We start from the raw sequence: 18,294 nt of genomic DNA on the forward strand, positions 1-18,294 counted from the left end.
AATTTACTTTTAGTTGTTTATTAAATAGAGAAATTTACCTTTTATCCGATTTCTTGAAAGTATTGCTGCATCTTCCTCTCCGTAGGCAACAAGCATGGAGCCGTTTCGAGGTTGTGTTCCCTTTGTTCCGTCAGGTTTGAAAAACTGGATTCTATTATACAGGAACTTTACGGCAGTGGCATACTCAAACACAATATCATGAAACCATTTTGCTTCAATCTTTGAAAAAACTAAGGCTATACCCTGATTGTGTTCAGCCATTTTTTTGAGAAAATCCTGCAATAACGGGTTAGAGTATGGCGGATTTAGCCAAATCCTACCGTGCCAATCCTGTATCAGTCCGTTCTCTTTTGCAGTATATATTTTCTTTGCCGACTGGTTTAACCGAAATGCTTCTTCCGAAGATGACGGATCTAAATCAAATTCTCCCAAAGAATGAATAATCTCCGGTGGGGTATACCATTCATCATTTTCTTTCATGGCACTAATTGATTATAAATTTCAGTCCCAATCCGAACTGGGTATGGAAATGTCCCGTCGATGTTCCCCACAACACCCGCTCACGAGCAGTCAGGAGTAACACCACACGGTCGGATAGATATGTTTCCATTTCCAACGTAATAGCACCACCATAAATAAAACTGTCTTTGTTCCGGAGCGTGGAGCCGTCAAAAAGCGTTTTTTCTCCCCAGTTACTTGTTTCGTATCCGGCGAGTGCAGATCCGCCCAAAGAAAAAAGAACAACCTTATTGCGGTCTGATAAGAATTTTAGGTAATAACCACCCTCTGCCGTAAACTGGCTGACAGGTATCCTGTCTTCCTTATAGGGGTAGTATTTATTCAGGAACTCTGCACCAAATACCCACTTATTAGCATGTTTGGTATAGGTGGCCATAGATAACCCGAAATAATACCCCAGTTCATTCTTTTTATCCGACGAATGGAATCCGTCTACCATTCCACCTGTTACCTGAATGCCCTGCATTCCCGGTAAACAACGCTGTGCGTGGGCTTGGTCTGCAAAGACCAGGCACAGCACAAACGTTAGTATAAGTAATAGCCGTTTCATGGTTATTTAACTTTCAGTTCATTAATAACTTTGGCTCTTACGAGGTCGGCATTTTCAACCACGAACGACTGATGCCGTCCGCCCTCTTTTTCATTCAGTTCAATGATAAGGTGCTTATCATCCGGAATAGTGAACTTCGGCAGGGTAAACACTACACGTTCTGTTTTCTTGCCCCCTACCAACGTCAGGTTATTGTGTGCCCTTAGTGGGATAATTACCTGTTCCTGAATGGCGGTACGTTTCGCCACTTTCTTATCAACTATTTTGAACGTAATATAATCTACGTCAAACGGCACATTGGATGAGTTTTTGAGTTGCATATGGAAATAAAGCAATCCGTTGTGCGTATAAACCCCTTTGAGCGTGTATTGTATGCCAAACCTTTTACTGCCGATATGCTTTATTTCCCGATTATCGTTTTTGTAAATGGACTTCATAATGAGTTTAACCAGTAACGGCGATTCGCTACCCAATTCTCTCATATATATTTCCATTGCGTTATTCGGGCGGTTTACGGCTTCTCCATCGTGGATGAAGTCGGTCATTTCGACACTCAACTTTACAGGCTCATCGGCATATTTCACGTTGAACGTATAATATGCACCGTCTTCGGTAATAACCGCCAGATTGCTTTCCCGTGAAAAATCACGCAGGGCGGCTTTTACACGGAGTACATTTTCCGCTCCGTCTGCTTTGGCTGCCAACAGGTCGGCAGAACCTAAGTCCACATAGCGGATAGCCGAAGGGAAGATGATATGCACTGTCTTACTGAAAGTAACTTCCAGTGCATACGGCGGTATCATCCGGTTAAAGGTCAGCGGTCGTGTCAGACCTTCAAAATAATCGCCCGTAGAGGGATTGGTGGAAACTTCGTGTTCCTGTGCGTTGGCGGTAAATACACATACAGATACCGCAATCATTAAAAGAAATCGTTTCATACGAAAATTGTTTTAATTGTTAATTACTATTGGATTTTTTTAGTGGTGGGCTTTCGCCCTGATTGTTTTTTTATGCTTTAGGGAGTAACAAGACCTTGTAACCTGCTTTCAGTGTAACTTTTACCTCACGCATTTTCTTACTGAAAAATTGCGATGTCCCTTGAATCAGACTTCGCCCTAAATCGGCTGCAAGCTGTGAACCTGCATCGTCTGTTATGGTTATGCTACTGCCCATCGACGTACCCATATTAGCGGCAATTTCTTTAGCTGCATTGAGTTCGTCCGAGTTCGGAACGAAAATACCCTGCATACCGTCCATATCGTACACTTCCATTTCAACAGGTATCACATTATCCGCATACTGGATTGAAGTAATGGTAATGTGCAGGCGTTCCCCGCCAATTTTTGCACTTCCTGTAAGAATGGTATTTGCAGGAATTAGCATATTTCCGGCTCGCATTGGTTCTGATAACCGTAGTTGCAATTCTTTTCCGTTGGAAATTGTTACAGTCTGATATACCGAAGCCCTGATGCTGTTTTTATCTATTATCGCTTCGTTTCCGGCAGCCGTGATAAATCCCATATTTCGGGGCTTACCGTATTGTTCTAAAAATTCATCATTATCCATTGGAGCAGCCAAAAGCGAAACCACGCTTTGATGTACCTGTGAAACAGGCTTCGGAACAACTTTCTCACGCATATCGGTCACTGGTGCTGTTTGAGCTTGTTCCTGTGTATTAGGCATATACTTCGCTGCAATCGCATAGGATTTTTCAATCAGTTCCAGTTGCTTGTCGGCTTCGGATTTTTCAGCCAGTTGCTTTTCCAATTCCTGAATGCGCCCTTCCATTTCAAGCTGTATTTGGTCGTTCGCTTTCGTTGTCGGTTGCTCGTACCAGTCATTTAACTGTCGGTTTACGTCCTGATAAGCACTTGCCGACGATTGGATTCCCGTTTGTGGAGTGCGATTATTACCCGGTACTTCCTGATTGTCGGACGGAATAGAAGTGTTTACTTCCTGTGCCTTACGGTTTTCTTCCTCTCCGAGCATAAAAGCGAAGTCTTGCAAATTCCGCATTTTTTCATTTTGCTTATTCAGCATGGCTTCCTGCTCATAAGCCGTCCGCTTATCCCCTACGATTGCTTCATCTTTGGGAATAGGCAGTTCGGAGTTGAAACCGTCGGGTTGCTGTTCGTCCTTATCTCCTGAAGGTGCAAAAATGAGCCACATTGACCCGATGAACAGCAAAACAAACAAGGGATAGATAAGCATCTTTTTCCGCTTCTGAATCTCTTGTGGGGTAAGCTCCTTTTTAGGCTTACTCTCTTTCTTTTTTTCGGTAACATCCGGTTTCGGTTCGTTACCTTCATTAGCATTACTCATAATCAAATCTGTTTATTTGGTTTATACTATCTGTTTTTTGCGTATGTTCCAGTTCCAAGCGTTTGATATGTTCTATCTGCATCTGTTCCTGACCGCTTTTCTTCCCCATATTATATATGGAAGAAACTGTCATGTAGATTGAACCCGCACCGAAGACAAAAAGCATTACAAGGATTATGATAATCCGTCCGTCGGGCGTTATCTGCCCTAACAATGACCGCAGACCGTCTTCCACCCAGTCTCTTACGGCTGTAAGTTTATCCTTTATCATGGCTTATCGGTCTATTGTTCGTAAATCCCTGTTTTCGATTATTTCAAAGCGTTCCATAGTGAAACCATGAGGGTTATTGTCACTTCTAACAGAGTTTATCAGCTCACAGCGTGTAACAAGACTCCGCTCTGTTACATTACTAGCCCTGATAATCATTTGCCGGGCATAGGTTATCACCTTATAGGGATAAACATCAAGATTACACGCCACAGAATCGATCTGAATAATTTGATTGATATTACTCGACACAATCCTGTTGTAGTAACCTTTTTCCTGCATATCCTGATAATAACGGAAAGCACTTTTGTCCACAAGAAAGAGTGCCCGGTTGATGTTTGATTCAATGGCACTTTTATCAGGGGATAAAGTGAAGAATAGTTCATGAAACCGCTTGATATGCTCCCTTGCTTCCACTGGACGGTTTTGTGATAAGTCCTGTGAAAGAGCAAGCATAAGCGACTTCCCTTCATCCAAAACATAGATTTTCTGCCGTTGTGCTTCTGCGAAACTGAATGAGTTCCAGACTGCATATCCGGTAATTCCGGCGCACAGTACGACAAACACAATGGCGATAATCCTTATCTGCTTGAAACTTGTTTCAATATTTTTTAATGACTTAAATTCCATTACTTTTTTAGTTTAATAAATTGATTACTTACCAAGCAAGCGACCACCGACATTACCCGCTACCGAGCCAGCAACGCCTCCTGCAATACCGCCTGCCTTAGCTGCTGTTTTATTTACCGCACTTCCGTATGCACCTGCTCCGCCTGATTGGATAATCCAACCCGCAACACTCGGAATAGTGAAGTATCCGATAATTCCAATTATAAGGAATACAATATAGACACCATTTGAGCCGTCAGGGATATAGTTTGGATCTTGCAACAGGGCAATGTCCTGTTGAAGCATCAAAACCTGAATGCGTGCGAGAACCGAAGAAAATATATCCGAAATAGGTAACCACAGATAGACACTTATATAGCGTGCAAGCCATTGGGTCAGCGTTGCCTGAAATCCGTCATAAATGGAAAAGGCAAACGCGATAGGCCCCAGTATGGCAAGCACGACAAGAAAGAATGTCCGTATCGTATCTATGACCAATGCGGAAGCATTGAACAGCAGTTCAAAAAAGTCCCTTATTACCTCCCTGAACCATGCCTTAATATCATACCAAAGCCGTTCGCCCCACATACAAATTATTTCAGGCGTATCGGTAATACCGAGGTCTTTCATTTTTTGGTCGTACACTTCGTCATCAACAAGCCATGCTTTACCCTCACGAACACGAGCTTCATATTCCAACTGGTCTTTTTGCTGCTGATATGCTTTCATGTCGAGTGTCTGGGATTCCAAAATACCATTTGTGCCTTTCACAATGGGACTCATTACCGCATTGATAGTACCTAAAACTATGGTTGGGAAAAACATTATACATAGACCGATTGCAAAAGGACGGAGCAACGGAAATACGTCGATAGGTTCTGCACGGCTTAATGCCTGCCATACTCTGTAAGCCACATAGAACAATGCACCCAGTCCTGCCAACCCTTTTGCAACCCCAATCATGTTGCTGCAAAGAGGTATCATGTCTTGGTACAGATTCGCAAGAATCTGATGTAGATTATCAAAATTCATATCTAACTACATTTATTTGATTACCAATATCTTTCGGCAGGACTGCCATATAACGATAATACTCTGTCTGTATCGTTCTTTTCTTTGGCACGGATATACGAAACAGATATACTCTTTTGGGTATAATACTTCGTCAGGTTACGATAATCCAACATTTTGTTATAAATCTGGTCTATCGCATCCATACGTTCCTTATCAGATAGTGAAAGCCCATTACTTCCGGTAACAATGTTTTTCAAATCCGTTACCAATGCGCCCCCTTCTTCCAGTAGTTTAGCGTAACCTGTTGAGATTGCAGCCAGTTCATTCGGAGTAAAGTTTGGATCACCCACCATTTTGTTAAATCCGGTAACGTAGATATCGGTAATCTCGCTTACCATTTCGATAGTCTTTTTTACCTTTCGGGCATCCTTAACCAGATTGTGAACGGACTTCAAAGCATCGTAATATTCTTTACCCTGTTTGTAGATTTTGATGCTTTCCTGTACGTTGTTTATCATGTTGGTAGCTGTTGTAGTTCCTTGCACTGCACTTACGATATTCTGTACAAGATTGGTCGGATCAGTTACTACCCACTGTGCTTTCGCCTGAAAGGAGAATAGGCTAAGTGCCACTACAAGGCACATAAATATTCGTTTCATACTTTTTACTTTTAAATGATTATTGATTTTGTGTACCTTAATCGTACACTCTTTTGTATTCGCCTTCGGTAGTAAGCAGAAGCATATCCCGCTCATCATCGTAGGCAATGCGTATCATACCGTAGAAATAGAAAAAGGTAATCCCCCAGCTTTGGCATAAAGGGACGGTAAACGCCGTATCGTGTTTGTAAATAAACTGCAACCGGAATCGACTACCGTCATGGAATACTTTAAGTCCGGGGGAACCGCAAAGACTTTCCCATGTTCCGCATATCTCATAGATTGGAAATTGGGTACGCACTTGCAGTGCCGAATATGGCTTACTTGTTTTTCTTTTCATGGCGTTACTCCTGTCGTTTGCTCTCGGCAATTTGTTTAATCGCCAGTTCCATATTTCCGTCCAGTTTTTCGGCAAGTTGCATCACTTCCAGTTTTTCGGATTCTTCCGTCGTGTACGTGTAATATTCTTCCAAACTTACTTCCGTAGCATAGACAGCACTTTGCACACCACCCAAACCGAACCAGACTTCTTTGTATTTACGACTGGGAACATTGGACATATTGATAGAGAGTACCTGCGACTTTTCCTTTTCGGTCAATCCGAGCAACGCTTGTATTGAATCAAATTTGTTCATATACTTGCGTTGGTCTAACAGGATTTTACAATCGCTGTTATTGATAATACTCTCCTTTACGATAGGCGAAGCGATAATATCATCGACCTCCTGCGTAACAACGATTGCCTCGCCAAAGAACTTACGAACAGTCTTAAAGAGGTACTTAATGTACTCTGCCATACCTTCTTTAGCAATCGCCTTCCATGCTTCTTCGATTAATATCATCTTACGGATGCCCTGCAAACGACGCATTTTATTGATGAACACTTCCATGATTATGATCGTAACCACCGGAAATAGGATTTTATGGTCTTTTATCGCGTCTATTTCAAAGACAATGAAGCGTTTAGATAATAAATCCAGTTGCTTATCCGAGTTCAACAGGAAGTCGTATTCGCCCCCACGATAGTACGGCTCAAGCACGTTCAGGAAGTTGGCAATATCGAAATCCTTTTCACGTACGTTCTTTTCTTCCAGTGTTTTCCGGTAGTCATCACGGACGAACTCATAGAATGTATTGAAAGACGGCTCCAACTTGCGGTTGCTTTTCAACTTTTCTATATACTGGCTGACAGCATTGGAAAGGGCAACTTCTTCCGCCCGTGAAGGCGGCTCGTTATCCCTTTTCCACAGGGTAAGGATCAGCGTTTTTATACTCTCACGCTTCTCAATATCGAAGACATTATCGTCGGTGTAAAATGGATTAAATGCAATCGGATTTTGCTCCGTGTACGTAAAATATACCCCGTCCTGACCATTGGTTCGCCTGTTAATGAGGTTACATAAACCCTGATACGAGTTTCCGGTATCAACAAGGACTATGTGCGTTCCCTGCTCATAGTATTGGCGTACCATGTGGTTGGTAAAAAAAGATTTACCGCTTCCGCTCGGCCCAAGAATGAATTTATTACGGTTCGTAATAATTCCTTTTTTCATGGGCAGATCGGAAATGTCCACATGGAGCGGTTTACCCGAAACCCTGTCTGCCATTTTGATACCGAACGGACTGGGCGAACTCCGGTAGTTTGTTTCTTCAGTAAAGAAGCAAAGGGCAGGTTCGATGAATGTATAGAACGCTTCTTCCGCCGGAAAATCCCCACTATTGCCGGGCATTCCTGCCCAGTACAAAGTAGCGGCATCCACTGTATTGTGGCGTGGTTTACATTCCATAAGAGCCAACTGGCTACCCACGTCATTACGGATATGTTTCAGTTCTTCTACATCATCACTCCACGCCAATACGTTGAAGTGCGCCCTGATTGAAGTCAGCCCGAAGCTGTGTGCTTCGTTTAGATATTGGTCAATCCACTCTTTATTTATTTGGTTTCCACGACTATACCTTGATAGCGACTGCATATTCCTTGCACTCTTTTCAAACTTTCGCAGGTTTTCCGCACTATCTTCAATAAACAGATATTGGTTGTAGATATGGTCGCATGACAAGAGCAACCCGACAGGAGAAGCGAACGACAAACGACAGTCGCTTCTATCGGTCGATAGTTTTTCATACCGCATATCCGTTCCGATCCGTCCCGGCAGGTCTTCCGCATCCGAAAGCGTATGCAGGCAAACGTGTTTGTTTCCCACACGAAGCCCGTCAGCTCCCAGTTCCAAATCTTCCAAGCAAGTTGTATCGTCGAGCGACAAGGAGAAATATTTTTCAATAAGTCCCGGCTTTTCGCCTGTTCCCGTAATCTCGTCCGAACTGATACGGGTAAGCGTAACAAATCCGCTATCATTCATTATCCGCTCAAACTGCCCGACGGCTTCCAAAAATTTCACACTGGTATCCTTATTGACTTCTTTGGGAATAATGTTTCCACGACAAAGCGATGAGAAGCTGCTTTGCATTCTCATACGCTCCTTTGTTGTTTTAGTCAGGAACAGGAAACACGAGTGATTCAGGAACGGTCGTTCGTTGAAGTGCTTTTCAAAACTACGGGATAAAAAACTCATATCGTCCTTATCGGTTGCAGGTTTATATGTTTCACGCACAAACCAATCCTGCTTATGCACCACACAGTATTCGGGAAGGACTTTTACCGCTTTCGCCCAAGACGAATGAATCGCTTCGTATTCGGTATTGGTCACGGTAAACAGTTCCGGCAGTTCCACATGGTAGGCTACCGTAATATCCGCATCTTTGGAAATAATGCAGTCATGTTCGACAGCCAGTAATGGGAACTTACTTTCGATAGTCGCCGCTTTCATTATATTACGCATACGCTACCTCCTTTCTTTTTCTTTTGAAAAGGCGGTGCGGAGTTTTCCTGTTAATCAAATAGCGGGGATGCTGTTTGACAGCCATGAGTTTCATTAAGCCATGTTCCCCGTACTTCTGATTCAGGTTAAAGGTCATCCATACCAATACCGATGCAGCAATTACACCGAAGCCAATGCAAATCCACTGGTCAATGCCAACCATATACATGATGACAAAAACCACGAAAACAGCAAGTAAGCCCCCTGCAAAAATGAAAAGGTATTGCGATTTCAAACCCTTGAACTCCACACTCTTGCCTATTCCTTTATTAATATTGAACTCCATAACTTTTTCTGTATGAAGCTGATTAAAGGAAGAAGGAACGTAGAATGGTAGCGGCTACAATCAAGAATATACAAGCACCAAACCAACTGGCAGCGGTTTTGCTTGTGTCGGGATCACCGGAACTGAATTTTCCGTACACCTTTACACCCCCGATTAAGCCTACAACGGCTCCGATTGCGTAAATCAATTTCGTCCCCGGATCGAAATAACTGGTTACCATGTTGGTAGCTTCGGTAATACCGCCAATCCCGTTACCTTGTGCGAATGCGCTTGAAACAGCAGCCAAGATGAAGGCTGCCGACATAAGAATTTTTTTCTTTGTCATAATGAGAAATTGTTTAAAAATGGTATCGGGGTGGATAGTCCCGATACCGGGTTGATAAATCTTGTTACTATTGAATTTTTTTAGTGGTGGCTATCTCCTTTAGCCGTAATCTCTTTCTTTCATTTTTTCTTTGTTTTTACATTATTAATACTCGCTTATGCAAAATCCCTGATATTAAAATTATCGGGAGCTTTCTTTCCGCTTCCGGTTGTTCCGGCTTCTTTATCTTTCCGTTCATAGAAAGCCGAAAGGCTTTCAGCCATAAGGTCGGTAACGATTCTTTTTGCATCGGGCTTACCTGAAACCACCTGTTCAAACATATCGGTCTGTCGTATTTCCAACAGGGTATTTCCCGCCCTTTGCTTTTGTTCGGGAGTTGCTTCGTCCGTTTTATTTACTGTGCGAATAGCATTTCCCAAATCGTCGAACTGAACACCTGATGCGAGTACGGCTTGTGCCGTTCCTTCCACTTCTTCGGTTTCTTCTTCCTCGTCTTCCGGCTCATCTTTGTTTACTTCCGTCGTTTCATATTCGAGCGGATAATCTATATTCATTGGTTCGTTATCTTCATCCGGTGGAGTATCGGAAAACGCTTCGTCCAATTCTTCCTGCGGTACTTCCGGCGACAGATTCACCTCGTTAGGCGGAGCAAATATATCGGGTTTTTCTTCCTGATTCTCAGATTTTGGCGAGGTGGCAGTGTGTGGCTCCGATATGGCAGCAAGTGGCGTCGATGCACTTAAATCAAACCTGCTTTTTCCGACAATATCCGACTTCAATCGCCCTGTTTCTTGGATTGTAGAACCTTGACCGATAATGTTCTTTTTTCGCTTTTTTCCGGCTCTTGCCCATAGAAAATAAATTCCAACGAAAAGGGCGTACAGCACAACTACGGTTATGAATATCTTTTCCATGATTGGTTATAATAAGTCCTTTCGTGATTCCGAATAGATATTGTTTATCTCATCCTTATATTCTTTCAGATGTTCCTTCAGCACGGTATCTACATATCCGCCAATGGTAATGTTATCCAATGCTTTGGTAAGTTTCATTATCTTGGAATGGGTATCATGGCTGATATACACGCAGTCCCGTTTTTTAATTTCATTCCGGCAGATGAATTTTTCTTTGTAACTCAATTTCTTGTTTTCATCATTAGGCACGACAATCATTTGCACTTCCTGTTCTTCGTCCTGAACAGGTTTTTCACTCTCATTTTGTTTCATTTGCTTTCTATGCCTGATTGCTTTGGGTATCATTACCACTGCAAGCACTATCAGGCAACACGCTATAACACCTATCATTATCGTGTTATCGTTGTATAAAATCGGATTGAGTATCATATTTTTTGATTTTAAGGGGTTAAGTAATCGTCGTCTTCAACATCTTTATTATAAATCTCTTTTATCTCATCTTGGTAAGTGTCGAAGTGATGCGACAGCACATTATCAATGTAACTGAATATCGAAACATCTTTCTTACCTAATGCCTGTACAACCTTTGCTATCCGTTTGTGGTATTTCTCACGGATACTGACCAGTTTTCCGCTTCGTGTAGGGATACCTGCATCCGTAAGGAACAGGCTTTCGTAATCGGGCAATTTACTCCGTTTACGCTTTGGTTCCTCACGAGGAGTTTCTTCCTGAACGACTTCCGTTTTTTCAGGTTCCACGCTTTCCGCTTCCTGTTTCTTTTCGTGTTCAGGAACTAATGCTCTGGGTATGGAACTCGGATTGTTCCGGCGTTCCTTATTCTTAAATGAGGATATGACAAAACTTGCGTCAATCTCATTCAGGTTTACTTCTTCTTTCTTCTTCGCCATAACCTATTATTTTAGAGTTTCCAACATTTCATCTATCAGGGCATCGAGGTTACTCCCCCTTACCAGTGCCTTATCCGCAGGGAATAATGTAGAACGGAACAGGGCTTTGTGGTTTACCGACTGCTCCCGACGAAACCGTTTACTGTCGGGCAGGAATGTTTTGAAAAGCGGGAAACCCAATTTATCAATCACATCTTCATAAACTTCGTAGAGTTCGGTTTTCTCCCGACCATCGACGAGATTCCAAAGTAGATATAGCCCTTTGATTTTTGCTTTGCCGGGCGTAATCAGGGCATCATTAACCGTAATTACATATTGCAGGGTGCTTTCCAGTACCAACCTGTCAGCACTGATCGGAGCAATAATGTAATCCATGAGTGAAAGTGTGTGTACAACCGCCGGATTGTTGATTGTTCCGGGCAGGTCGAAGAATACGAAGTCAGGCTTCAATACTTCGATTACTTCCTGTGCATCTTCCATTGCGTTTTCAGGGCTGCTCTCTATAACTTCATAAGCCTTTTTACCCAATGCGGAAAACTGTTCGTAAGCCATGAGCTTGTAATGGTCATCATCCATCGACATTTTTATATCACGCTCACGCATTTCCGCAATCGAGTGTTGCGGGAAGTCGCAGTCAATCACGGCTACGTTATAGCCTTTCACATAGTGCAGGTAAGAAGCTACCAACACAGTCAGGGTTGTTTTTCCGGCTCCGCCCTTTTGGGTGCTGAAAGCCACGTTCAAAGTTTTCTTTTCCATTACTTCAAAATTTTAATTGTTGAACATTGATATATCGTTTTATTAATCATTCGACAGATTGATTGACTGTTTGATTTTCCGCTTAATTGCTAAATCAATCAATCGCTTTATCAGTTTATCAATCTATCAATCGACCGCTCGTTTGATTATTTGCAAAATCAGTCGATTGGAAAATCGCTCGGTCTATTTATTAATCGCTTACTTTTTTGATTGCCCGAATAATTGATTTTACAATCGTCTTATTGCCTGATTACGCTATCGAGTAATAAATCACTGGGCAAATAAACGCCTAAAAATTCTCCCGCACACTACTTTTTCACGAGGTGGCAGCAAGTGGCGTCGGTATGGCAGCAAGTGGCGTCGATGCGTGGAATACAGCACGTTACTTTAGCCTGTAACTTTGCAGCATGAAACGTCGGGAGGTATTCGACCGCCATTTTAGCTCGTTTCCCTCGCATTCATATCTGTCCCTGTTCAGGACAGATTTTATTTGCGACATGGCAAATAGCAAGCTGTATTTTTTGCTGCACGGAAACCGTTTTGCAGCAAAAAATGCTTGCCCCACAAGGGGGACGCAAACCCTCCGAAGTCGGGTTGCTTAAAGAATCATTTCGGGCAATGATTGATTGGCGGCGGATGCCGAAACGACGGATTGTACCACTAAAAAAATCCGACGTATGAATGAAAATGCAAAAAACTCCCCGAAACGGGGAAAAGGGGGGCGTTCCCCCAAGAATGATCCGGCTGCTTACCGTTACTCGGTAAACTTCACGGCTGTCGAACACGCCCGGTTCCTCACTATGTTTGAGCAATCAGGGCTGCAATCTATGGCACGTTTTATCGCTGCCCGTGTATTCGGGGACGAGTTTCGTGTGGTAAAAATAGACCGTTCCGCTATGGAATATGTTACCAAACTCACTTCTTTTTACGCACAATTCCGCTCCGTTGGAACAAATTACAACCAAGTCGTAAAGGAATTGCACAGCAATTTTTCGGAGAAAAAAGCACTCGCACTTCTCTACAAATTGGAGAAAGCGACCATAGAACTGGTCGAAATCGGGAAGAATATTTTGGAATTATCGGAAGAATTTAAGGAAAAATGGTTGCAAAAATAAACATCGGAAGCAACCTGTACGGTGCGTTGGCATACAATCAGGAGAAAGTGGACGAGGGGTTGGGGAAGATACTGGGGAGCAACCTTGTGTTTGAACCTGCCGACGGACAATTCAATGTTTCAGATTGTATGGAAGATTTTATGCAGTTTATTCCGGCTCACTTCCGTACCGAAAAGCCCGTTTTCCATGTATCAATAAACCCGCATCCTGATGACCGCCTGACAAACGACCAACTGGCGGACATCGGACGGGAATACATGGAGAAACTGGGATACGGCAATCAACCCTACCTTATTTTCAAGCATGAGGACATTGGACGGGAACACATACATATCGTATCGCTTCGGGTAGATAGCGAAGGGAAGAAAATCGACGGCTACAAAGAACATGAACGAAGCAAGGAGATAACCGAACAGTTGGAACGTAAATATAATCTGCATCCTGCGGAGGGACAGAAACGTGGGGAGCAATGGGAACTTACCCCTGTTGATGTTTCAAAAGGCGATTTGAAAAAGCAGATTGCTTCGGTTATCAAACCGTTAGCTTCTATGTATCACTTTCAGAGTATGGGAGAATATAAAGCAGTTCTTTCCTTATATAATATTAATGTAGAGGAACTGAAAGGCGAAGCAAAAGGGAAACCGTATCGGGGATTACTGTATTCGGCAATGGACAGCGAGGGCAATAAGGTCGGTAATCCGCTGAAGTCTTCTATTTTCGGCAAATCGGTCGGTTATGACGGGCTTGAAAAACGTATGGAGAAATCAGCCGAACGCATAAAAACTAAAAACCAGAAGGCGCATACGCTGAAAGCGGTGTCGGAAGCTAAACAGGGCAGCCAAAATGAAAGCGAGTTCCGAGCGAAGTTAAGGCAGCAGGGTATTGATGTTCTGTTCAGGCGCAACGACGAAGGTCGGATTTATGGTACTACTTTCATAGACCATACGACACGTACCGTTTTGAACGGTTCACGACTGGGCAAAGACTATTCCGCTAATGTTTTCAACGACCTGTATGGTGGAAAACAAGAACAGGCACAAGAGCCAGTTAAAGACACCCGTCTTTCCGATGTCTACAAAAACACCGAACAGCCAAGTACGCAACATGAGAATAGCCACAATTCCGATAGTATAACGGGAGGACTTTTCTCAATTCTTGCTCCGGAACCGGAAAATCACCCGAAAGATGATATGCCATTACCACGCCGTAAGAAAAAGAAGAAGCGTAGGTATGGTCGGCAGATGTAGAGATAGGTAAATGGGCTTACATTTTAATCTCATTCACTTTCTCTATTACCATTTGTTTTAAAACATCTGGCGTAATTTGAACTCCTTTTGAAAGGAGTTCTTTAATGCATTGCTTTTCTATTTTTTTTATTCTTTGTTTGACGGCTAAATCCCTGATTTTTTCAACAATCTGCATATAACGTTCGTTTGAAATAATTGTAATTATTGCTTTTTCTGGCACGTCATTGATAATCTCATTCAAAATAAATTCATCTTTCAATTCAAAAAAGTCATCATACCAATCTAAAGAATTGTTGAAAAGATAAATTACATACTCATTTAATATTATGTGATATGGATTTTTTGATAAGTTATCAAAAAACTCAAATGTTGCATCTTTGTTTTCAATTTTCTCTGCCTTAATAGTAGCTAATGGAATACAATCAAATATATCTTTGCATGCTTCAATCATCTTAATCCAGTCTTTTTCACTTTGTGAAATCTTGTTATTCATATAGGTAGGCAAGAATAAATCCAAGTTAAATCGTAAGCGTTCTTCCAATTCAGGAGATAATTGGAAATGTGCATATACGGGTTGCTTAGAGATTGAAGCTCGCCAAATATTGGATTGAATTAAAAGTTGAAAAGCAATTGATGATATTTTTTTACAGTTAAGTTTGTAATGTCCATTTTCAAAATCAATCCTCTCAAAATTTTGCTCATATTTTTCATCTTCTATCTTTTGAGTTATCTCTGTTGCATAAATACTTTCAACAACTCCTAATCTTTTTTCACATCCTCTACAAAGAATAAAATCTTCTTTGATTCCAGTGTCTCCTTGATTTTTGCTATAATCCTGTTCAGGGTTAGTCGTTATTAAATAACCATTTTCCTCTCCACGTTTTCCGATTTGTGATGCCAGCAAAAAGGCAGAAGTTATATGTGACCCTGTCTGATCGGCTTCTTTTTCATTACATAATTTACATTTCATATCTATTCTAATTAGAATTTTGGTAGCGTTTATCTATTTCTACCATTATATCAAAGATCTGTTTGAAGTAATCAAATGCCTTTGATTTTGCTATCTCAAACTGATGCGTTTGGGCAAAAGCGAAAGACGGAACACTTATTTTTTGTATTGGAATTGATTCTCCTTTTGTCATAGCTTCTTTTGCATCATTTAGGTTCCCCATAAATCCACTAAATGTAGGTGGGGCATCTTTAATTATTTTTGCTGCTTCTGCATGAGAATAAGGATTGCGAAATTCGTTTTTGAGATTCACCAATTTCTTTCGTTCATCTTCTGTTATGATATTTTTTTTGACAGCGAGATTTATGGTTTCATGTAATACTTTCCCGTCATATAACTTTTTGGCTTCTTCGAGTTTTATCTCAAAATCAGGATTGCCAATATAATATCCTTTCATATAGAAGTCCATTAAAGCAACTTTAATCATCCTTTCCAATAAATGATTGGTAGTAAAAATACTCGATTGATTCAATTCCAATAATAAACAATTTAGATTTTCATAAATTAAAGTATTTAAGTTGCAGAATAAAATAAAATGATATTCATAAAATGGATTCAGTTCAGCCGTGTTTTTAATAATTTTATCATTGAAAAATTTTGCTTTGGAGAGTATTATTTCTTTGATTGTTTCCATGCTTGATCGTATTTCACTTAATTTCTACAAAGATACAACATAGCAGGAACTTAACTGTCGTTTTAAGTATTTAGTTTCCAACATCAACGCCACACACTGCCAAACCGAAGCCACATGCTGCCAGCTTGTTTCAAACTCCCCAATCTTCGGATTATACCCTATAATTTCGCATTTCAAACATTTTAAATTTTATAGAAATGCAACAAGAAGACGATTTAAGAGGACTTGCCAAAGTCATGGAATTTATGCGAGCAATCAGCATAATCTTTGTAGTGATAAACATTTATTGGTTCTGCTATTTCGCATTGCGGGAATGGGGAATAAACATTTCGGTAGTTGATAAGATACTACTGAACTTTGACCGGACTGCCGGACTATTCGGCAATATTCTCTACACGAAATTATTCGCCATTATTTTCCTTGCCCTTTCCTGTTTAGGAACTAAGGGCGTTAAAGAGGAAAAAATCACTTGGCCGAAAATCTATGTTTTTCTGACAATCGGTTTTATCCTGTTCTTTATGAACTGGTGGATACTCGACCTGCCGTTACCCGCATCGGCAACAATAGGTTTTTATATCCTGACAATGGCAGCAGGTTATCTGTTCCTATTGGTTGGCGGATTATGGATGAGCCGTTTGCTAAAAAACAATATGTTCGACGACGTTTTCAATTTGGAGAACGAGAGTTTTATGCAGGAAACACGGTTATTGCAGAGTGAATATTCTGTGAACTTGCCTACAAAGTTTTGGTACAAGAAAAAGGAATGGCGGGGTTGGATAAACGTAGTAAATCCTTTCCGTGCCAGTATCGTGTTAGGTACTCCGGGTAGTGGTAAATCATACGCCGTTGTTAATCAGTATATAAAACAGCAAATTGAAAAAGGATTTTCGATGTACTTGTATGATTTTAAATTTCCAGACCTTTCTACTATCGCCTATAACCATTTATTAAATAATCAATTAGGCTACAAGAAAATTCCAACGTTTTATGTGATAAACTTCGACGATCCGTCCCGCTCGCACAGATGCAATCCTATCAACCCGTCTTTCATGGAAGACATTAGCGATGCTTACGAATCGAGTTATACAATTATGCTTAACCTCAATAAAACGTGGGTGCAGAAGCAGGGAGACTTCTTTGTGGAATCTCCGATTATTTTGTTTGCTTCGATAATTTGGTATCTCCGCATTTATAAGGACGGAAAGTATTGTACTTTTCCTCATGCGATAGAGTTTCTAAACAAACGATATGAAGATATTTTCCCTATTTTGACCTCATATCCCGAACTGGAAAATTATCTAAGTCCTTTCATGGATGCGTGGTTGGGCGGTGCGGCTGACCAATTAATGGGGCAGATAGCCAGCGCCAAAATCCCACTATCCCGTATGATTTCACCCCAGTTGTATTGGGTTATGAGTGGCGATGAATTTACTTTGGATATAAACAATCCTGACGATCCGAAAGTGTTGGTTGTCGGGAACAATCCTGATAGGCAAAATATCTACGGAGCAGCGTTAGGGCTTTATAACTCCCGTATTGTGAAGCTAATAAACAAAAAGGGACAGTTAAAGAGTTCGGTCGTAATTGACGAGCTGCCCACAATCTATTTTAAGGGCTTAGATAATTTGATAGCAACAGCCCGTAGTAATAAAGTAGCGGTACTTTTAGGCTTTCAGGACTTTTCTCAATTAACAAGGGATTACGGCGACAAGGAAGCGAAAGTTGTGATGAACACCGTAGGAAATCTTTTCTCCGGTCAAGTGGTTGGCGAAACTGCAAAAACACTTTCCGACCGTTTCGGTAAAGTATTGCAGAAACGCCAGTCTATGACTATCAACCGTAACGATAAATCGACTTCTATTTCTACACAAATGGATAGCCTGATTCCACCGTCAAAAATCAGCAACTTAACACAAGGGATGTTTGTCGGAGCGATTGCGGACAATTTCGATGAGCGTATCGAGCAGAAGATTTTCCATTGTGAAATTGTTGTGGATAATGCAAAGGTAGCTGCTGAAACAAAGGCTTATCAATCCATTCCAATTATTACCGATTTTACGGACGAAAATGGAGTTAATCAGATGAAAGAACAAATTCAACTCAACTACAATCGTATCAAAGAGGAAACGAAACAGATTGTCGCTGAAGAATTGCAAAGAATTAAGGACGATCCGGCATTGGCTCATTTATTACAGCAGCAGGAATAATCCTATACATATATATAATGTAAGAGAGCCGGAAATTCGGCTCTTTATTTTTATTCCATAACGCCACATG

The 18,294-nt window shown here is 41.4% G+C and carries 21 protein-coding genes; 3 read left to right on the plus strand and 18 right to left on the minus strand.

Annotated features, from left to right (window positions below):
* Nucleotides 1-9 precede the first annotated feature (9 nt).
* The 16 genes from D0T84_RS00295 to D0T84_RS00370 all read right to left on the minus strand — a co-directional run bounded on the left by D0T84_RS00295 (nucleotide 10) and on the right by D0T84_RS00370 (nucleotide 12,012).
* Nucleotides 10-480 (minus strand): DNA N-6-adenine-methyltransferase, encoded by a 471-nt coding sequence (locus D0T84_RS00295; protein ID WP_163304729.1) that lies wholly within the window; start codon nucleotides 478-480, stop codon nucleotides 10-12.
* 4 nt (nucleotides 481-484) lie between these two features.
* Nucleotides 485-1,069, minus strand: coding sequence for a conjugal transfer protein TraO (locus D0T84_RS00300; protein ID WP_163304731.1), 585 nt, complete (start codon nucleotides 1,067-1,069; stop codon nucleotides 485-487).
* Nucleotides 1,070-1,071: 2 nt separating this feature from the next.
* Nucleotides 1,072-2,007: a conjugative transposon protein TraN gene (gene traN / locus D0T84_RS00305; protein WP_163304733.1), complete on the minus strand. Its 936-nt coding sequence runs from the start codon at nucleotides 2,005-2,007 to the stop codon at nucleotides 1,072-1,074.
* 70 nt (nucleotides 2,008-2,077) lie between these two features.
* Nucleotides 2,078-3,391 carry a conjugative transposon protein TraM gene (gene traM / locus D0T84_RS00310; protein ID WP_163304735.1) on the minus strand — a complete coding sequence of 438 codons (1,314 nt, stop codon included), beginning with the start codon at nucleotides 3,389-3,391 and terminating at the stop codon, nucleotides 2,078-2,080.
* Nucleotides 3,384-3,662 (minus strand): TraL conjugative transposon family protein, encoded by a 279-nt coding sequence (locus tag D0T84_RS00315; protein ID WP_163304737.1) that lies wholly within the window; start codon nucleotides 3,660-3,662, stop codon nucleotides 3,384-3,386. Before D0T84_RS00315 ends, traM begins: the two co-directional genes overlap by 8 nt.
* 3 nt (nucleotides 3,663-3,665) lie before the next feature.
* Entirely contained in the window at nucleotides 3,666-4,289 is a 624-nt protein-coding gene (traK, locus tag D0T84_RS00320) for a conjugative transposon protein TraK (RefSeq protein WP_163304739.1), read from the minus strand.
* A gap of 24 nt (nucleotides 4,290-4,313) precedes the next feature.
* Complete coding sequence (traJ, locus tag D0T84_RS00325; protein ID WP_163304741.1) at nucleotides 4,314-5,300, minus strand: conjugative transposon protein TraJ; 987 nt, start codon at nucleotides 5,298-5,300, stop codon at nucleotides 4,314-4,316.
* 20 nt (nucleotides 5,301-5,320) lie between these two features.
* Entirely contained in the window at nucleotides 5,321-5,941 is a 621-nt protein-coding gene (locus D0T84_RS00330) for a DUF4141 domain-containing protein (RefSeq protein ID WP_163304743.1), read from the minus strand.
* 37 nt (nucleotides 5,942-5,978) lie between these two features.
* The gene (locus D0T84_RS00335; protein WP_163304745.1) at nucleotides 5,979-6,281 is read right to left on the minus strand and encodes a DUF3876 domain-containing protein; all 303 of its coding nucleotides are present in this window, start codon (nucleotides 6,279-6,281) and stop codon (nucleotides 5,979-5,981) included.
* 4 nt (nucleotides 6,282-6,285) lie between these two features.
* A complete protein-coding gene (locus D0T84_RS00340; RefSeq protein WP_163304747.1) occupies nucleotides 6,286-8,781 on the minus strand; it encodes a TraG family conjugative transposon ATPase in 2,496 nt (831 codons plus the stop codon).
* The gene (locus D0T84_RS00345) at nucleotides 8,774-9,106 is read right to left on the minus strand and encodes a DUF4133 domain-containing protein (RefSeq protein ID WP_146266202.1); all 333 of its coding nucleotides are present in this window, start codon (nucleotides 9,104-9,106) and stop codon (nucleotides 8,774-8,776) included. The genes D0T84_RS00340 and D0T84_RS00345 overlap by 8 nt, the downstream gene beginning before the upstream one ends.
* A gap of 22 nt (nucleotides 9,107-9,128) precedes the next feature.
* Nucleotides 9,129-9,431, minus strand: coding sequence for a DUF4134 domain-containing protein (locus D0T84_RS00350; RefSeq protein ID WP_163304749.1), 303 nt, complete (start codon nucleotides 9,429-9,431; stop codon nucleotides 9,129-9,131).
* 155 nt (nucleotides 9,432-9,586) lie between these two features.
* A complete protein-coding gene (locus D0T84_RS00355) occupies nucleotides 9,587-10,345 on the minus strand; it encodes a DUF4122 family protein (RefSeq protein ID WP_163304751.1) in 759 nt (252 codons plus the stop codon).
* Nucleotides 10,346-10,351: 6 nt separating this feature from the next.
* A complete protein-coding gene (locus D0T84_RS00360; RefSeq protein ID WP_163304753.1) occupies nucleotides 10,352-10,774 on the minus strand; it encodes a DUF3408 domain-containing protein in 423 nt (140 codons plus the stop codon).
* 11 nt (nucleotides 10,775-10,785) lie between these two features.
* Nucleotides 10,786-11,253, minus strand: coding sequence for a DUF3408 domain-containing protein (locus D0T84_RS00365; RefSeq protein WP_163304755.1), 468 nt, complete (start codon nucleotides 11,251-11,253; stop codon nucleotides 10,786-10,788).
* Nucleotides 11,254-11,259: 6 nt separating this feature from the next.
* Nucleotides 11,260-12,012 (minus strand): ParA family protein, encoded by a 753-nt coding sequence (locus tag D0T84_RS00370; protein ID WP_163304757.1) that lies wholly within the window; start codon nucleotides 12,010-12,012, stop codon nucleotides 11,260-11,262.
* 677 nt (nucleotides 12,013-12,689) lie between these two features.
* Between D0T84_RS00370 and mobA the strand changes: the two genes are divergently transcribed.
* Nucleotides 12,690-13,127, plus strand: coding sequence for a conjugal transfer protein MobA (gene mobA, locus D0T84_RS00375; RefSeq protein ID WP_163304759.1), 438 nt, complete (start codon nucleotides 12,690-12,692; stop codon nucleotides 13,125-13,127).
* A complete protein-coding gene (gene mobB / locus D0T84_RS00380; protein ID WP_163304761.1) occupies nucleotides 13,112-14,374 on the plus strand; it encodes a conjugal transfer protein MobB in 1,263 nt (420 codons plus the stop codon). Before mobA ends, mobB begins: the two co-directional genes overlap by 16 nt.
* A 16-nt stretch (nucleotides 14,375-14,390) precedes the next feature.
* On the opposite strand, the gene D0T84_RS00385 is transcribed toward mobB, so the two are convergent.
* Both D0T84_RS00385 and D0T84_RS00390 read right to left on the minus strand, forming a co-directional pair.
* Nucleotides 14,391-15,344 carry a hypothetical protein gene (locus D0T84_RS00385; RefSeq protein ID WP_163304763.1) on the minus strand — a complete coding sequence of 318 codons (954 nt, stop codon included), beginning with the start codon at nucleotides 15,342-15,344 and terminating at the stop codon, nucleotides 14,391-14,393.
* A 7-nt stretch (nucleotides 15,345-15,351) separates the two neighbouring features.
* Entirely contained in the window at nucleotides 15,352-16,017 is a 666-nt protein-coding gene (locus tag D0T84_RS00390; protein ID WP_163304765.1) for a hypothetical protein, read from the minus strand.
* 197 nt (nucleotides 16,018-16,214) lie between these two features.
* Here D0T84_RS00390 and mobC point away from each other — a divergent pair, with 197 nt between their 5' ends.
* Nucleotides 16,215-18,224: a conjugal transfer protein MobC gene (gene mobC, locus D0T84_RS00395; protein WP_163304772.1), complete on the plus strand. Its 2,010-nt coding sequence runs from the start codon at nucleotides 16,215-16,217 to the stop codon at nucleotides 18,222-18,224.
* Nucleotides 18,225-18,294: the final 70 nt, after the last annotated feature.

Origin of the sequence: Dysgonomonas sp. 521, assembly GCF_010501055.1 — a bacterium.
In the GTDB taxonomy this organism is placed as follows: Bacteria; Bacteroidota; Bacteroidia; order Bacteroidales; family Dysgonomonadaceae; genus Dysgonomonas.

Coding starts and splice junctions, on each gene's coding strand:
- D0T84_RS00340 (WP_163304747.1), bottom strand. CDS start 8,781: ATGCGTAATATAATGAAAGCGGCGACTATCGAAAGTAAGTTCCCATTA.
- D0T84_RS00360 (WP_163304753.1), bottom strand. CDS start 10,774: ATGATACTCAATCCGATTTTATACAACGATAACACGATAATGATAGGT.
- mobA (WP_163304759.1), top strand. CDS start 12,690: ATGAATGAAAATGCAAAAAACTCCCCGAAACGGGGAAAAGGGGGGCGT.
- D0T84_RS00370 (WP_163304757.1), bottom strand. CDS start 12,012: ATGGAAAAGAAAACTTTGAACGTGGCTTTCAGCACCCAAAAGGGCGGA.
- traK (WP_163304739.1), bottom strand. CDS start 4,289: ATGGAATTTAAGTCATTAAAAAATATTGAAACAAGTTTCAAGCAGATA.
- D0T84_RS00295 (WP_163304729.1), bottom strand. CDS start 480: ATGAAAGAAAATGATGAATGGTATACCCCACCGGAGATTATTCATTCT.
- mobB (WP_163304761.1), top strand. CDS start 13,112: ATGGTTGCAAAAATAAACATCGGAAGCAACCTGTACGGTGCGTTGGCA.
- D0T84_RS00315 (WP_163304737.1), bottom strand. CDS start 3,662: ATGATAAAGGATAAACTTACAGCCGTAAGAGACTGGGTGGAAGACGGT.
- D0T84_RS00365 (WP_163304755.1), bottom strand. CDS start 11,253: ATGGCGAAGAAGAAAGAAGAAGTAAACCTGAATGAGATTGACGCAAGT.
- traJ (WP_163304741.1), bottom strand. CDS start 5,300: ATGAATTTTGATAATCTACATCAGATTCTTGCGAATCTGTACCAAGAC.
- D0T84_RS00350 (WP_163304749.1), bottom strand. CDS start 9,431: ATGACAAAGAAAAAAATTCTTATGTCGGCAGCCTTCATCTTGGCTGCT.
- traN (WP_163304733.1), bottom strand. CDS start 2,007: ATGAAACGATTTCTTTTAATGATTGCGGTATCTGTATGTGTATTTACC.
- D0T84_RS00300 (WP_163304731.1), bottom strand. CDS start 1,069: ATGAAACGGCTATTACTTATACTAACGTTTGTGCTGTGCCTGGTCTTT.
- D0T84_RS00345 (WP_146266202.1), bottom strand. CDS start 9,106: ATGGAGTTCAATATTAATAAAGGAATAGGCAAGAGTGTGGAGTTCAAG.
- traM (WP_163304735.1), bottom strand. CDS start 3,391: ATGAGTAATGCTAATGAAGGTAACGAACCGAAACCGGATGTTACCGAA.
- mobC (WP_163304772.1), top strand. CDS start 16,215: ATGCAACAAGAAGACGATTTAAGAGGACTTGCCAAAGTCATGGAATTT.
- D0T84_RS00330 (WP_163304743.1), bottom strand. CDS start 5,941: ATGAAACGAATATTTATGTGCCTTGTAGTGGCACTTAGCCTATTCTCC.
- D0T84_RS00385 (WP_163304763.1), bottom strand. CDS start 15,344: ATGAAATGTAAATTATGTAATGAAAAAGAAGCCGATCAGACAGGGTCA.
- D0T84_RS00355 (WP_163304751.1), bottom strand. CDS start 10,345: ATGGAAAAGATATTCATAACCGTAGTTGTGCTGTACGCCCTTTTCGTT.
- D0T84_RS00390 (WP_163304765.1), bottom strand. CDS start 16,017: ATGGAAACAATCAAAGAAATAATACTCTCCAAAGCAAAATTTTTCAAT.
- D0T84_RS00335 (WP_163304745.1), bottom strand. CDS start 6,281: ATGAAAAGAAAAACAAGTAAGCCATATTCGGCACTGCAAGTGCGTACC.